This window comes from Variovorax paradoxus (assembly GCF_029919115.1).
Taxonomy (GTDB): domain Bacteria; phylum Pseudomonadota; class Gammaproteobacteria; order Burkholderiales; family Burkholderiaceae_C; genus Variovorax; species Variovorax paradoxus_O.
Genome location: NZ_CP123990.1, coordinates 3,036,666 through 3,050,551 on the forward strand (window position 1 = coordinate 3,036,666; position 13,886 = coordinate 3,050,551).

13 protein-coding genes are annotated in these 13,886 nt (G+C 66.5%); 7 read left to right on the forward strand and 6 right to left on the reverse strand.

Annotated features, from left to right (window positions below; translation table 11 throughout):
- Positions 1–20: 20 nt before the first annotated feature.
- The 6 genes from xdhC to QHG62_RS14845 all read left to right on the forward strand — a co-directional run bounded on the left by xdhC (position 21) and on the right by QHG62_RS14845 (position 8,015).
- Positions 21–827, forward strand: coding sequence for a xanthine dehydrogenase accessory protein XdhC (gene xdhC, locus QHG62_RS14820; protein ID WP_281146402.1), 807 nt, complete (start codon positions 21–23; stop codon positions 825–827).
- Positions 828–1,050: 223 nt separating this feature from the next.
- Positions 1,051–2,256: a urate hydroxylase PuuD gene (locus tag QHG62_RS14825; protein WP_281146403.1), complete on the forward strand. Its 1,206-nt coding sequence runs from the start codon at positions 1,051–1,053 to the stop codon at positions 2,254–2,256.
- 75 nt (positions 2,257–2,331) lie between these two features.
- The gene (locus tag QHG62_RS14830) at positions 2,332–3,672 is read left to right on the forward strand and encodes a glycerate kinase type-2 family protein (protein ID WP_281146404.1); all 1,341 of its coding nucleotides are present in this window, start codon (positions 2,332–2,334) and stop codon (positions 3,670–3,672) included.
- A 177-nt stretch (positions 3,673–3,849) separates the two neighbouring features.
- Positions 3,850–5,292 carry an NAD-dependent succinate-semialdehyde dehydrogenase gene (locus QHG62_RS14835; RefSeq protein ID WP_281146405.1) on the forward strand — a complete coding sequence of 481 codons (1,443 nt, stop codon included), beginning with the start codon at positions 3,850–3,852 and terminating at the stop codon, positions 5,290–5,292.
- A 446-nt stretch (positions 5,293–5,738) separates the two neighbouring features.
- Entirely contained in the window at positions 5,739–6,452 is a 714-nt protein-coding gene (locus QHG62_RS14840) for an SDR family oxidoreductase (protein ID WP_281146406.1), read from the forward strand.
- A gap of 102 nt (positions 6,453–6,554) precedes the next feature.
- Positions 6,555–8,015 carry a SulP family inorganic anion transporter gene (locus QHG62_RS14845; protein ID WP_281146407.1) on the forward strand — a complete coding sequence of 487 codons (1,461 nt, stop codon included), beginning with the start codon at positions 6,555–6,557 and terminating at the stop codon, positions 8,013–8,015.
- Positions 8,016–8,069: 54 nt separating this feature from the next.
- Here the strand turns inward: QHG62_RS14845 and QHG62_RS14850 are convergent, their stop codons facing one another.
- From QHG62_RS14850 to atpE, 6 genes are all read right to left on the reverse strand, one after another.
- Positions 8,070–8,789 (reverse strand): ABC transporter ATP-binding protein, encoded by a 720-nt coding sequence (locus QHG62_RS14850; RefSeq protein ID WP_281146408.1) that lies wholly within the window; start codon positions 8,787–8,789, stop codon positions 8,070–8,072.
- On the reverse strand, positions 8,786–9,541 hold the full coding sequence (locus QHG62_RS14855) for an ABC transporter ATP-binding protein (protein WP_281146409.1): 756 nt from the start codon (positions 9,539–9,541) through the stop codon (positions 8,786–8,788). Before QHG62_RS14855 ends, QHG62_RS14850 begins: the two co-directional genes overlap by 4 nt.
- Positions 9,538–10,518 carry a branched-chain amino acid ABC transporter permease gene (locus QHG62_RS14860; protein ID WP_281146410.1) on the reverse strand — a complete coding sequence of 327 codons (981 nt, stop codon included), beginning with the start codon at positions 10,516–10,518 and terminating at the stop codon, positions 9,538–9,540. Before QHG62_RS14860 ends, QHG62_RS14855 begins: the two co-directional genes overlap by 4 nt.
- Before the next feature lies 1 nt (position 10,519).
- Positions 10,520–11,440, reverse strand: coding sequence for a branched-chain amino acid ABC transporter permease (locus tag QHG62_RS14865; protein ID WP_258503584.1), 921 nt, complete (start codon positions 11,438–11,440; stop codon positions 10,520–10,522).
- Positions 11,437–12,642, reverse strand: coding sequence for an ABC transporter substrate-binding protein (locus QHG62_RS14870; protein ID WP_281146411.1), 1,206 nt, complete (start codon positions 12,640–12,642; stop codon positions 11,437–11,439). The genes QHG62_RS14865 and QHG62_RS14870 overlap by 4 nt, the downstream gene beginning before the upstream one ends.
- Before the next feature lie 171 nt (positions 12,643–12,813).
- Positions 12,814–13,053, reverse strand: a complete 240-nt coding sequence (gene atpE / locus QHG62_RS14875; RefSeq protein ID WP_157611649.1) for a F0F1 ATP synthase subunit C — start codon at positions 13,051–13,053, stop codon at positions 12,814–12,816.
- Positions 13,054–13,392: 339 nt separating this feature from the next.
- Here atpE and QHG62_RS14880 point away from each other — a divergent pair, with 339 nt between their 5' ends.
- Positions 13,393–13,833, forward strand: a complete 441-nt coding sequence (locus QHG62_RS14880) for an ABC transporter ATP-binding protein (RefSeq protein WP_281146412.1) — start codon at positions 13,393–13,395, stop codon at positions 13,831–13,833.
- The last annotated feature ends 53 nt before the right edge of the window (positions 13,834–13,886 follow it).

Genomic DNA, 13,886 nt, shown 5'->3' on the forward strand with positions numbered 1-13,886 from the left:
CGCAACCGAAGGTATCGGAAATGAACGGCATGGTCGATCAACTGCTGGCGCGCCTTGCGCGCGAAGACGCGGTGCTGGTGCGCGTCGAATCGACCCAAGGATCGGCGCCGCGCGAAGCCGGCACATGGATGGCGGTGTGGGCCGAAGGGCTCACGGGCACCATCGGTGGCGGCCAGCTCGAGTTCCAGGCCACGCAAGAGGCGCGCGAACTGCTCGCGGGGCGGCGCACCATCGACAACGTCGAGCGCTACCCGCTCGGCCCGAGCCTGGGCCAGTGCTGCGGCGGGGTGGTGTTTCTTTCGTACCGGCGCATCGCGGCCGCCGACGCGCCGGCGCTGCAGCGCGAGCTGGTCGCGCAGCTCAAGCCTGTGGCGCTGTTCGGCGGCGGCCATGTGGGCGCTGCGCTCGCGCGGCTGCTGGCCAGCCTGCCGTTCACCGTACGCTGGATCGACAGCCGTGACGGCGTGTTCCCCGAGGCGCTGCCCGCGCAGATCGACACCGAGCACTCCGAGCCCGTGCAGGACGCCGTGGCCGCGCTCGCACCGGGCAGCCGCGTGCTGATCATGAGCTTCAGCCATGCCGAAGACCTGGACATCGTCATCGCCTGCCTCAAGCGCCTGCGCACGCACAACGACCTGCCCTACATCGGCCTGATCGGCAGCAAGACCAAGTGGGCCACCTTCAGCCACCGGCTCGAGGCGCGGGGCTTCACGCCCGAAGAACTGGCGCGCATCACCTGCCCCATCGGCGTGCCCGGCATCACCGGCAAGGAGCCGGAAGTGATTGCCGTGGCGGTGGCGGCACAGTTGTTGCAATCGCTGGGTTGAACAGGGTTTTCCCGGCGGCGACGCCTTCAAAAAAGCAACCCGCCACTTGCCAAAACTGTATACACTTTCGGTCCACAACAAGCCGCAGCGGAGCGAGGCCCATGTCATGGAGCCTGCGTTCGCGGCACTTTCTCTGCTTACAGCGCCCGCAGTGGTGAGCAGGCTGAAGAAACCCCTTGGCGGCGTCCCCACGCGCCCAAGGGGTTGAGAGAGAGCACCACACATGGAAAGTTACTACCTCGACTGGGCCAACCTGCTGCTGCGCTGGGTCCACGTCATTACCGCCATTGCCTGGATCGGCGCCTCCTTCTACTTCGTGATGCTGGACAACAGCCTCGAGAAGCCGCAGGACCAGGAATCGCTCGACAAGGGCGTGGGCGGCGAGCAGTGGGCGGTGCACGGCGGCGGCTTCTACAACATGCAGAAGTACGCGCTGGCGCCCAAGAAGCTGCCCGACCACCTGCATTGGTCGTACTGGGAGAGCTACAGCACATGGATCACGGGCTTTGCGCTCTTCACCATGTCGTACCTGTGGAACGCCAGCACCTACCTGATCGACAAGAGCAAGATGGACTGGCAGCCCGGCGCGGCCATCAGCGTGGCGCTGGCCTTCTTCGTGGTGTTCTGGATGGTCTACGACGGCATCTGCCAGGTCTTCGGGCGCCGCAAGCACGGCGACACCATCGTGGGCGTGTTGGTCGCGGTGTTCATTGCCTTTGCGACCTGGCTGGCTTGCCAGTGGTTCGCGGGCCGCGCGGCCTTTTTGCTGGTGGGCGCGATGATGGCCACCACGATGAGCGGCAACGTGTTCTTCTGGATCATTCCGGGCCAGCGCAAGAATGTGCAGGCACTGCGCGAAGGCCGGCCGGTCGATCCGGTGCACGGTCAGCGCGGCAAGCAGCGCAGCGTGCACAACACCTACTTCACGCTGCCGGTGTTGTTTGCCATGCTGAGCAACCACTACAGCTTTACCTACACACACAAGTACAACTGGATCGTGCTGCTGCTCATCATGCTGGGCGGTGCGGCCATCCGGCAGTTCTTCGTGGTGCGGCATCGCTTCAAGCTTGGCAACGCGGGCAACCCGCTGCCCTATGCGCTGATCGGCATCGTGGTGCTGGGCCTGACCATCGTGTGGATGAAGCCCGAGCCGGCTGCGGCGCCCGCGGCTGCAGCAGCGGCCCCGGCCGTCGCATTCAAGGACGTGCAGAAGGTGCTCGAGCAGCGCTGCTTCATGTGCCACGGCGCCGCCGTGCAGATGAAGAACGTGCGCGTCGACACGCCCGACCAGGTGGCGGCGCATGCGCAGGCTATCTATCAGCAGGTGGTGGTCACCAAGATCATGCCGATGAACAACGCAACAGGCATCACCGATGAAGAGCGGGCGTTGATCGGCCGCTGGTTCCAGGCCGGCGCCAAGACGAACTAGACGCGGGGATAGACCGCGGTCAAGAGAGCGGCGCGCCTTTCGCCGCACAATCGCCGGATGGAGACAACGCAAGCCATGACCGCATCGATCCAGTCACTCGGGCCCGCGCCTGATCCGCGCGAAGCACCGCGCGCCTTCCTCGAACATCTGTACCGCGTGGCGGTGGACCGCGCATTGCCCCTTTCCACGCTGGGCGCCCATCTGCCGAAGCCGCCCAAGGGCCGCACGCTGGTGCTCGGCGCAGGCAAGGCGGGCGGCTCGATGGTGCAGGCGCTCGAAGCCCTGTGGCCAGCCGATGCGCCGCTGTCGGGCCTCGTCGTCACGCGCTACGACCACATTCCGCCGCGGCCCGAGGGCGTACCCCAGCGCATCGAGCTCGTCGAAGCCGCGCACCCGGTGCCCGATGCGGCCGGGCAGCAGGCCGCAGAGCGCATCCTCGCGCTGACGCAGGGCCTCACGGCCGACGACCTCGTGCTGTGCCTGATCTCGGGCGGCGGCTCGTCGCTGCTGGTGCTGCCCGCCGAGGGCCTCACGCTGGAAGACAAGCAGCGCATCAACAAGCAACTGCTCGACAGCGGCGCGCACATCGGCGAGATGAATTGCGTGCGCAAGCACCTTTCGCGCATCAAGGGAGGCCGGCTGGCCGCGGCCTGCGCCCCGGCGCGGGTGGTCACGCTCACCATCAGCGATGTGCCGGGCGACGATGCGGCAGTCATCGCGAGCGGCCCCACGGTTCCCGACGCCACCACTTGCGCCGACGCGCTGGCCATCCTCGACCGCTACGGCATCGAGGTGCCGGCGCCCGTGCGCGCCCAACTCGAGAGCGGCGAGCTCGAAACGCCGAAGCCGGGCGACGCGGTTTTCAACGGCCATGAAGTCCACATGATCGCCACGCCGCAGCAGTCGCTCGAAGCCGCGGCCAAGGCGGCGCGCGAGGCCGGCATCGAGGCGCACATCCTCAGCGACGAAATCGAAGGCGAATCGCGCGAGGTCGGCAAGATGCACGCCGCGCTCGCACGCGCCGTGGCAAATCGCGGCCAGCCCTTTGCGCGGCCGTGCGTCATTCTTTCGGGCGGGGAAACCACGGTCACCATCCGCCCGCGGCAGCCCGGGCAGGCCAAGGGCCGGGGCGGGCGGGCTGGCGAACTCTGCATGGGCCTGGCCGGCGCGCTCATGGGGCAGCCGCAGGTGTGGGCATTGGCCGCGGACACCGACGGCATCGACGGCGTGGAAGACAACGCGGGTGCCTTCGTGACGCCCGATACGCTGGCGCGTGCCACCGCGGCCGGCCGAAAGCTGTCGGACCACCTCGACCGCAACGATGCGTACGGCTATTTCGATGCCATTGGCGACCTTTTCGTGACCGGGCCGACGAACACCAACGTCAACGACTTTCGCGCGCTCCTGATCCTGTAGCGGCCGCAATGGCAAAAGGGGCCGGTTTCCCGGCTCCGGCGGGCTTCGCGAACTCGGGTTAATCTATGCACCCGGCGGCAAATTGCCGCCGCTGTCGCAAGCGCACCTTCCGGGTGCCGCACCGCGCATCCAGATTTCCCCTTTTTCACCATCCAGTCCTCGAAGGAAAAGTTCGCCATGACCGCCAGCTACACCGACACCCGCCTGCTGATCGACAACGAATGGGTCGACGCCACCGGCGGCAAGACCCTGGACGTCGTGAACCCGGCCACCGGCAAGGCCATCGGCAAGGTGGCGCATGCCAGCATCGCCGACCTCGACCGTGCCCTGGCTGCCGCCCAGCGCGGCTTTGAAAAGTGGCGCAACACGCCCGCCAACGAGCGCGCCGCCATCATGCGCCGCGCCGCCGGCCTCATCCGCGAACGCGCCCCTGAAATCGCCAAGCTGCTCACCCAGGAACAGGGCAAGCCGCTGGCCGAAGCCAAGGGCGAAACGCTGGCCGCCGCCGACATCATCGAATGGTTTGCCGACGAAGGCCGCCGCGTCTACGGCCGCATCGTGCCCTCGCGCAACCTGGCTGCGCAGCAACTGGTGATCAAGGAGCCGCTCGGCCCCGTCGCCGCCTTCACGCCGTGGAACTTCCCCATCAACCAGATCGTGCGCAAGCTCGGCGCCGCGCTGGCCACTGGCTGCTCGTTTTTGGTGAAGGCGCCTGAGGAAACCCCGGCATCGCCCGCCGCGCTGCTGCAGGCTTTCGTCGATGCCGGCATTCCGCCCGGCACCGTGGGCCTGGTGTTCGGCAACCCGGCCGAAATCTCGAACTACCTGATCTCGCACCCGATCATCCGCAAGGTCACCTTCACTGGCTCCACGCCGGTCGGCAAGCAGCTGGCCGCGCTGGCCGGCGCGCACATGAAGCGCGTGACCATGGAGCTGGGCGGCCACGCACCCGTCATCGTGGCTGAAGACGCCGACGTCGCCCTGGCCGTCAAGGCCGCAGGCGCCGCCAAGTTCCGCAATGCGGGCCAAGTCTGCATTTCGCCCACCCGCTTCCTGGTGCACAACAGCCTGCGCGAAGAATTCGCCCGCACGCTGGTCAAGTACACCGAAGGCCTGAAGCTCGGCGACGGCCTGGCCGAAGGCACGACCCTCGGCCCGCTCGCCAACGCACGCCGCCTCACGGCCATGGCCCATGTGCTGGACGATGCGCGCAAGAAGGGCGCGACCATTGCGGCCGGCGGCGAACGTGTCGGCGACACGGGCAACTTCTTCGCACCCACCGTGCTGACCGACGTGCCGCTCGATGCCGACGTGTTCAACAACGAACCCTTCGGCCCCATTGCAGCGATCCGCGGTTTCGACACGCTCGAAGAAGCCATTGCCGAAGCCAACCGCCTGCCGTTCGGCCTGGCAGGCTACGCGTTCACCAAGTCGATCAAGAACGCGCATCTGCTGAGCCAGCGGCTCGAGCTCGGCATGCTGTGGATCAACCAGCCTGCCGCGCCGTCGCCGGAAATGCCGTTCGGCGGCGTGAAGGATTCGGGCTATGGCTCGGAAGGCGGCCCGGAGGCGCTCGAGGCTTACCTGAACACCAAGGCTGTTTCGATCATGAGCGTGTAAGCGGTTCGTTCAGATCGCTTAGGTTCTCTGGGAAAGGCGGCATCGCTTCGCGGCGGTGCCGCTTTTTTTATGCCGTCGTTCGGGGCGGCGCTCCCGCCGACGGGGTACCTTGCTCCGCGAATGTCCCCCGGCCTGCGGCCTCCTCCTTTATTTCGCTGCAATGTCCCCCGGCCTGCGGCCTCCTCCTTTATTTCGCTGCGCAAGGCACCCCATCGACGGGAGCGTTATGCACGCCGGTCGTTGATCAGCGTTGCACCAGCAGCGTGCCCCAGTGCACAGGGCATCGGGTGCTCCCCGCAGCGAAATAAAGGAGGAGCCGACGGGGGACATTCGCGGAGGGGAGTACCCGGTGGCCTTTGCACACGCCCTGAACAAGAGTCCCAGCCCGTGCAAACGCCCCGAATCCTTGGCTAAATGCAGCCTTCGCACGAACCAAGGAACCTCGCATGTCTTCCGAAGCACCCAAAAAAGTAGCCATAGTCACCGCCGGCGGCAGCGGCATGGGCGCCGCAGCAGCACGCAAACTTGCGGACGACGGCTTTCGCGTAGCCATCCTCTCGTCATCCGGAAAGGGCGAAGCGCTCGCCGCCGAACTCGGTGGCATTGGCGTGACCGGCTCCAACCAGTCGAACGACGACCTGAGGCGATTGGTCGACAAGGTCACTGAAGAATGGGGGCGCGTCGATGTGCTGGTCAACAGCGCGGGCCACGGTCCCCGCGCACCCATTCTCGAGATTACCGATGAAGACTGGCATCGCGGCATGGATGTCTACCTGCTGAGCGCGGTGCGCCCGAGCCGCCTTGTGGCGCCGCTCATGGTGAAGCAGGGCGGCGGCACCATCATCAACATTTCGACCTTTGCCGCCTTCGAGCCTGACCCGGTGTTTCCGACCTCGGGCGTTTTCCGCGCGGGGCTCGCGGCCTTTACCAAGCTCTTTGCCGACAAATACGCCGCACAGAACGTGCGCATGAACAACGTGCTGCCGGGCTTCATCGACAGCTTGCCCGAGAAGCCCGAGTTTCGTTCGCGCATTCCGATGGGCCGCTACGGCAAGAGCAGCGAGATTGCGGCCGTCATCGGTTTTCTCGCATCGGAAGGCGCGGGCTATATCACCGGCCAGAACCTGCGCGTGGACGGCGGCATCACGCGCTCGGTGTGACGGCCCGAGGTCGGGCGGCTGAGGCCCTACCTACAATCGAGAGCATCTGCCCGTGAGGCGTGGCGGCCTTTCTTGTCGCCGCGCGCGGGCCGCTCTCCACTCATGTCTTCTCCACACAGCCGCTTGCGAGCCGAATGGTTCCCGAGCATTCCGCGCGAACTGATGGCCGGCGCCGTCGCCACCTTCGCCCTCATTCCCGAAGTCATTGCCTTCTCTTTCGTGGCCGGTGTCGATCCGGCCGTCGGGCTGTTTGCTTCGTTCGTCATCAGCATCGTCATTGCCTTTACCGGAGGCCGGCCAGCCATGGTCTCGGCCGCAGCGGGGTCGGTGGCGCTCGTGGCCGCACCGCTGGTGCATGCGCACGGCCTGCCGTACCTGCTGGCAGCCGGCGTGCTGGCCGGGGCCATGCAGATCCTGTTCGGCCTGCTGCGGCTCGGCGTGCTGATGCGCTTCGTTTCCACATCGGTGCGCACGGGCTTCGTCAACGCGCTGGCCATCCTGATCTTCGCGGCGCAGATGCCGCACTTCATCGGCGCCAACACGGCCACATGGGCCATGGTGGCGTTGGGGCTTGCCATCATCTACCTGCTGCCGCGCATCACCACAGCCGTGCCATCTCCGCTGGTGTGCATCGTGGTGGTCACGCTCGCGGGCCATTGGCTGGACCTGCCGCTCAAGACTGTGGCCGACCTGGGCCACCTTCCCGACGCGCTGCCGACCTTCGCCTGGCTGTCGGTCCCCATGTCGCTCGAAACGCTGCGAATCATTGCGCTGCCGGCCTTCGCCATCGCGATGGTCGGGCTGCTCGAATCGATGATGACCGCCAGCGTGGTGGACGACCTCACCGACACGCCGAGCTCCAAGAACCGCGAATGCAGCGGCCTGGGCGTGGCCAATGTCGCCGCGAGTTTCTTCGGCGGCATTGCGGGCTGCGGAATGATCGGCCAGACCGTGAGCAACGTGCGCTACGGTGGGCGCGGCCGGTTGTCCACGCTGTTCGCGGGCGTCTTCCTGCTGATTCTCATGGTGCTGCTCAAGCCCTGGGTGTCGCAAGTGCCGGTGGCGGCGCTGGTGGCCATCATGGTCATGGTGTCGGCCTCCACCTTCGACTGGGGTTCTCTGCGCACGCTGGTGCGCCACCCGCGCATGTCCAGCGCCGTCATGCTCGCGACGGTGGCGGTCACTGTCGCTACCGACAACCTGGCTGCGGGCGTGGCCACCGGAGTGATGCTGAGCGGTGTGTTCTTCACATTCAAGGTCGCGCGCCTGCTGCATGTGCATGCAGAAGCCGTCGATGAAAGCGGCACGCGCGTCTATCGCGTGAGCGGGCAGGTGTTCTTTGCGTCGGCCGACATGCTGGTCGATGCCTTCGACGTGCGCGAGATCGACGGCGCACCCGTGCACATCGATGTGTCGCAAGCGCACTTCTGGGACGTGACCGCTGTGGCCGCGCTCAACAAGGTGGTCGAGCGACTGCGTAAGCATGGCAGCGTGGTGGAGGTCACCGGGCTCAACCAGGCCAGCCGAGACCTTATCCTGAGGCTCGACGCGGCGCCCGAGTAGGCCGCCGACGCGGCACTTGGCGCCGGCCGGGTGCGCCGCACCGAACGAGCCGAGCTACACGCCCAGGTAGCGCGTCCAGAGCGAGCGGTCGGCGTCGAGTGCGGCCGAGTCGCCCTGCCACACCACGCGTCCGCGCTCCAGGATCACATGCCGGTCGGCCAGCGGCAGCAGCCGCTGCACATACTTGTCGACCACCAGGATCGCTTCGCCTTCGGCCTTGAGCGTGGCGATGCAGTGCCAGATCTCCTCGCGGATCACCGGGGCCAGGCCCTCGGTGGCTTCGTCGAGGATCAACAGGCGCGGGTGCGTGGAGAGCGCACGGGCAATCGCCAGCATCTGCTGCTCGCCGCCCGAAAGCTGGTTGCCTGCATTGGCCTTGCGCTCGGCAAGGCGAGGAAACAGGCCGTACAGCGCCTCGACCGTCCAGCGCGGCGCGCTGCCGGGGCGTGGCCGTGCGAAGGCGCGCAGGTGCTCGTCGACGCTGAGGTTGGGAAACACGTGCCGCCCCTCGGGAACGATGGCCACGCCGCGCCGCGCAATGGCGTCCGGCTTGTGGCCGCCGATGGCATCGCCGCCGAAATGCACGCTGCCGCGCATCGGCGCGAGCGTGCCCGTCAGCACCTTCAGCAGCGTGCTCTTGCCCATGCCGTTGCGGCCTAACAGCGCGAGCACTTCGCCCGCGCCGATCTTCAAATCGATGCCGAACAGCACCTGGCTGGCGCCATAGCCGGCCTCGACGGATTTCGCGTCGAGCAATGTGGTGGCGGCGTTCATGCGTGCCCCTCTGCTTCCGTCCCGAGATACACCGCCTGCACGTCGGGGTGTCCGCGCACTTCGTCGGCCGTGCCGCTCATCAGCACGCGCCCTTGCACCAGCACCGTGAGCCGGTCGGCCAGGCGGAACACCGCGTCCATGTCGTGCTCGATCAAGAGGATGGCCATCGACTCGCGCAGCGATTCGATCAGCTCCACCATGCGTGCCGATTCGTCGGGGCCCATGCCGGCCATCGGCTCGTCGAGCAGCAGCAGCTTGGGCTCGGCCGCGAGCGCCAGCGCCACGTCGAGCGCGCGCTGCGCGCCGTGCGGCAAGGTGCCCGCAATGCGGTGGCGTTCGCTGCCAAGGCCTACGCGTTCGGCCAGCGCCACGGCGCGATCCACCAGGCCACGCTCGGTTGCACGCGGCGCCATGAAGCGCAGGCTGCTGCCCGCATGGGCCTGCGCCGCGAGCATGAGGTTGTCGTGCACGGTTTCCTTGGCAAACACGCGCGTCACCTGGAAGCAGCGCGACATGCCGGCCGCCACGCGCTGGTGGTCCTTGAAGCCGGTGATGTCCTTCTCATCGAGCAGGATGCGCCCGGCATCGGCCTTGAGCAGCCCGGTGATCAGGTTGACCAGCGTGGTCTTGCCGGCGCCGTTGGGCCCGATGAGCGCATGCACTTCGCCGCGCTCCACGGTCAGGTTCACATGGTCGGTTGCGAGCAAGCCGCCAAAGCGCTTGACCAACCCTTCGATTCTGAAAAGGCTCATGCTTTACTCCCTCGCCCCTCTGGGGAGAGGGCCGGGGTGAGGGGCAAGCGGCGCTTATAGAGTGCAGCAAGCCCTTTAGGCGCCCACAACGCAACGGCAATCAACAACAACCCGAGCGGCATGTGCCAATGCTCCGTGTGCTGCTTCAAGAACTCTTCAAGCAGCAGCCACACGATGGCACCCACCGGCCCGCCCCAGCTGCGCCCCAGCCCGCCGATCACCACCATCACGAGCAGCGTGGCCGATTGCGTCCAGTGCATCGTCGCCGGGCTCACGAAGCCATTGCCGCCTGCAAGCAGTGCACCCGCCAGCCCCGCAATGGCGCCGGCAATGGTGAAGGCCACCAGCTGCAGCCGGAACACCGGGTAGCCCAGCGCCCGCATGCGCGTCTCGTTGTCGCGAATGCCCATGAGCGCGTGGCCGAAGCGCGACCGCGTTGCGCGCTGCAGCCACCAGAGCGCCAGCGCAACGATGACCAGCACCACCCAATAGAAGTTCGACTCGTTGCCCAAGTCGAGCCCGGGCAGCAGCGTGGGCCGGCTCATGAGCGTGTAGCCGTCGTCGCCGCCATAGCGTCGCAGCGACACCACCACGAAGTAGAGCATCTGCGCAAACGCCAGCGTGGTCATGATGAAGTACACGCCGCGCGTGCGCAGCGCCACCGTGCCGATGAGCGCCGCAACCGCGCCGGCGACCACCGCGGCCAGGGGCCACATGACCCACGCCGACATCACGCCCGCGTCGCTGAGCGCCACCACCGTGTACGCGCCCATGCCGATGAAGCCCGCATGCCCGAGCGCCACCATGCCGCCGAAGCCCAGGATGAAGTTGAGGCTAGCGGCGGCCAGCGCCACCACGAGCACGCGCCGCACGAAGCCGATGTAGAAGTCGAGCCCGAGCAGCGGTGCGACCAGCGGAAACGCCGCGAGCAGCACAAAGAGCAGCCCGAGTCCGATATAGCGTGAGGAAGACTTCATTTCACGACCGTGCCGAGAAAAGGCCGGAGGGCCGGAAGATGAGGACGACAACCATCAGCGCGTACATCGCGACTTCGGCGAACAGCGGGCCGAGGTCGGCCGCCGTGGCAGGCGGCAGCGTGGCGCGCAGCAGCATCGGCACGAAGGCGCGGCCGATGGTGTCGACCACGCCCACCAGCAGTGCGGCCACGAAGGCGCCGCGCACCGAGCCGATGCCGCCGATCACCAGCACCACCAGCGCCGGGATCAGGATGGCTTCGCCCATGCCCACCTGCACCGCGACGATGGGCCCCATCAGCGCGCCGGCCAGTGCAGCCAGCGCCGCGCCGAGCAGGAACACGCCATTGAAGATGCGGCCCACGCGCACGCCCATCAGCTCGGCCATCGGTCGGTCCGAAGCGCCCGCGCGCACCCGCATCCCGATGCGCGTGTGGTTGACCAGGAGGTAGAGCGCGAGCGCCACCAGCAGACCACCGGCAAGGATCACGAGGCGGTACGCCGGGTAGGGCAGGCCGTCCACCAGCTCGATCGGCCCCGACAGGGCGGCCGGAGTGGGCGCCATTACCGGCGAAGGCCCCCATGCCATCTTGACGATGTCGTCCGCCACCAGGATCACGCCGAAGGTGGCGAGCACTTGCGCGAGGTGGTCGCGCGTGTAGAGGCGCCGCATCAGCAGCACTTCGAGCAGCAGCGCCACCACGACCGTCACGGCCACCGCAATGACGATGGCCGCGGTGAACGAACCGGTTCGCGTGTGCGCCTCGGCCGCCACATAGGCCCCCGACATGAAGAGCGAGCCGTGCGCCAGGTTCAGCACGTCCATGATGCCGAACACCAGCGTGAGCCCCGCCGCCAGCAGGAACAGCATCAGCCCATAGCCGAGGCCATTGAGCAGCTGCTCGAGAACGAGGATGCCGCTCACTTGAGGGGGCACTTTGCGGCGTACGAGTCGCCGTAGTTCGTGAGAACGGTGTTGATCAGCTTGTTCGTGACCTTGCCCTGTGCATCCTTGCCGATCACGCGCAGGTAGAAGTTCTCGATCGGAAAGTGATTGTTCGCATACTTGAAGTTGCCGCGCGTCGAGGCGTAGTTGGCCTTCTTGAGAGCGGCCACCACGGCTTCGCGGTTCTGCGCGTTGCCGCCGGCCTGCTTCACGGCGGCGTCCATCGCAAGAATGGCGTCATACGCCTGCGCTGCATACACAGACGGATAGCGGCCGTTGTATTCCTTGCGGAAGGCGGCCACGAACGCCTTGTTGGCGGCGTTGTCCAGGTCGTGCGCCCAGTGCGAGGTGTTGAACAGGCCGAGCATCGGCTCGCCCACGGCGCCGATCACGTCTTCGTCGGCCGAGAAGCCGCTGGTCACGAGCGTGATGTCCTTCGAGAGACCCGCGCCCACGAACTGCTTGATGAAGTTGATGCCCATCGCGCCGGGCAGGAAGAAGTAGATCGAGTCGGGCTTGGCCGCGCGCAATTGCGCGAGCTCGGCCGCGTAGTCGATCTGGCCGAGCTTGGTATAGAGCTCGTCGGCCACCTGGCCCTTGAACTGGCGCTTGAAGCCGCCCAGCGCGTCTTTGCCGGCGGGATAGTTCGGCGCGATGAGCACGGTCTTCTTGAAGCCGCGGTCCTGCGCGAACTTGCCGGCGGCCTCATGGAACTGGTCGTTCTGGTATGCGGTGCCGAAGAAGAATGCATTGCACTGGGCGCCCGCAAACTGGCTGGGGCCTGCGTTGGCCGAAAGGTACGGCACCTTGGCGTTGAACAGCGTCGGGCCGACGGCCAGTGCCACGTTCGAGCCGATGGGGCCGCTGAAAATATCGATCTTGTCGCGCTGGATCATGCGGTCGACCAGCTGCTTGGCCTGGTCGGGGCTGCCGGCCATGTCGGCCTGTACAAACTCCACGTCTTGCCCGCCGAGCTTGCCGCCCAGCTGCTTGATGCCGAGCGCAAAGCCGTCGCGTGCCTCGGCACCCAATGCCGCAAAGGGCCCAGAGATGTCGAGCGCCAGGCCCACCTTGACGGGCGCGGCCGTGGCGGATGCCGCACCGCCAAGGGCTGCACCGCAGAGCAGCAGCGAGAGCAAGGTGCGCGGCAGCGCGGGCAACTTCGGGGACGGGTGGCTCATGGGTTCTCCGGGCAAAGGAAGGGTGAAACGATGCACCGGCACCGCGCCATGCGGTGCCAGGAACATCGAACCGTTGATAGCTAAATACTTTAACCATAAACAATTCGGTGTCAACGGTGCTAGCACGAATGGTGCCAGTGAATCGTGTCACTTCCTGGTGCGCGGCCCGCCTCAGCCGAACGGGCTGGCGGTGGCAAACCAGAGGCCGATGCCGGTGGCGATGATGAAGGCGCCGTCGGTCACGCCGGCCACCAGGAAGAACTTGGTCTGCAGCGCGTCGATCATTTCGGGCTGGCGTGCGCTGCTCTCGAGAAACTTCTGGCCGACCAGCGCAATGCCCAGGCAGGAGCCGAGCGCCGCGATGCCGATCAGCAGGGCCACTGCGAGCGGAAGAATGTTGAAGCCGGTCATGGTGTTTTCTCCTTGTGGTTGATCGATGGAGGTACTTTCTCAAAGCGGGTGCGCGCGGTCCATGACGCGGGAGGTCATGCTTATGGCGCCCCCTAACCGTGAAGAATGAGGCGCTTCGTGTGGTTTGCTGGCCGGCCACGCCCTGGCGGCCTGCCGGACCGGGGGTAGGCTCGATCCCGGACCGGGGACCTCGACCGGCACAGACCATCTGTCGCCGGCAACCGCGTCCAATAAATAAAACACCAGGGATCAACAATGAAGAAATGCAATGCCTGGCGGGCGGTAGCCATGTTGGCGGCGAGCGCTTGTGCCAGTGTTTGTGCAACCGCATACGCGAGCGTGGGAGCCGGTTCAGCCAACTCTCCCGAGCCGGTTGCCGCAGCGAAGTGGGAGCTTGTGGTTGCGCCCTTCACGCATCACTGGCACAAGGACGCGGAGCACCGCCGTGTCGTTCTGCTCGGGCTGGAGCGCATTGCACCTGACGGTTCGACAGTGGGAGGCGCACTCTTCAGCAATTCCTTCGGCCAAGCCTCCGCCTATGTCTACTACGGCCACGAGTGGAATGCGCTGCCGGGCACCGATTCCCTGTATTTCAAGTTGTCCGGCGGCATCATCTATGGCTACCGCGGGCGCTTCAAGGACAAGGTGCCATTCAACGTTGGCGGCTTCTCACCGGCCATCATTCCGGCGATCGGCTGGCGCCTGACCCCTCGGGATGCGATACAGGCCGCCGTTCTCGGCAGCGCGGGAGTGACCTTCTCCTACAACCGCCGCTTCTGACGGATCGGGCCGCGTTCGCCCGAGGGCAATTGAAAAAGCCGGCCGTCGAAACG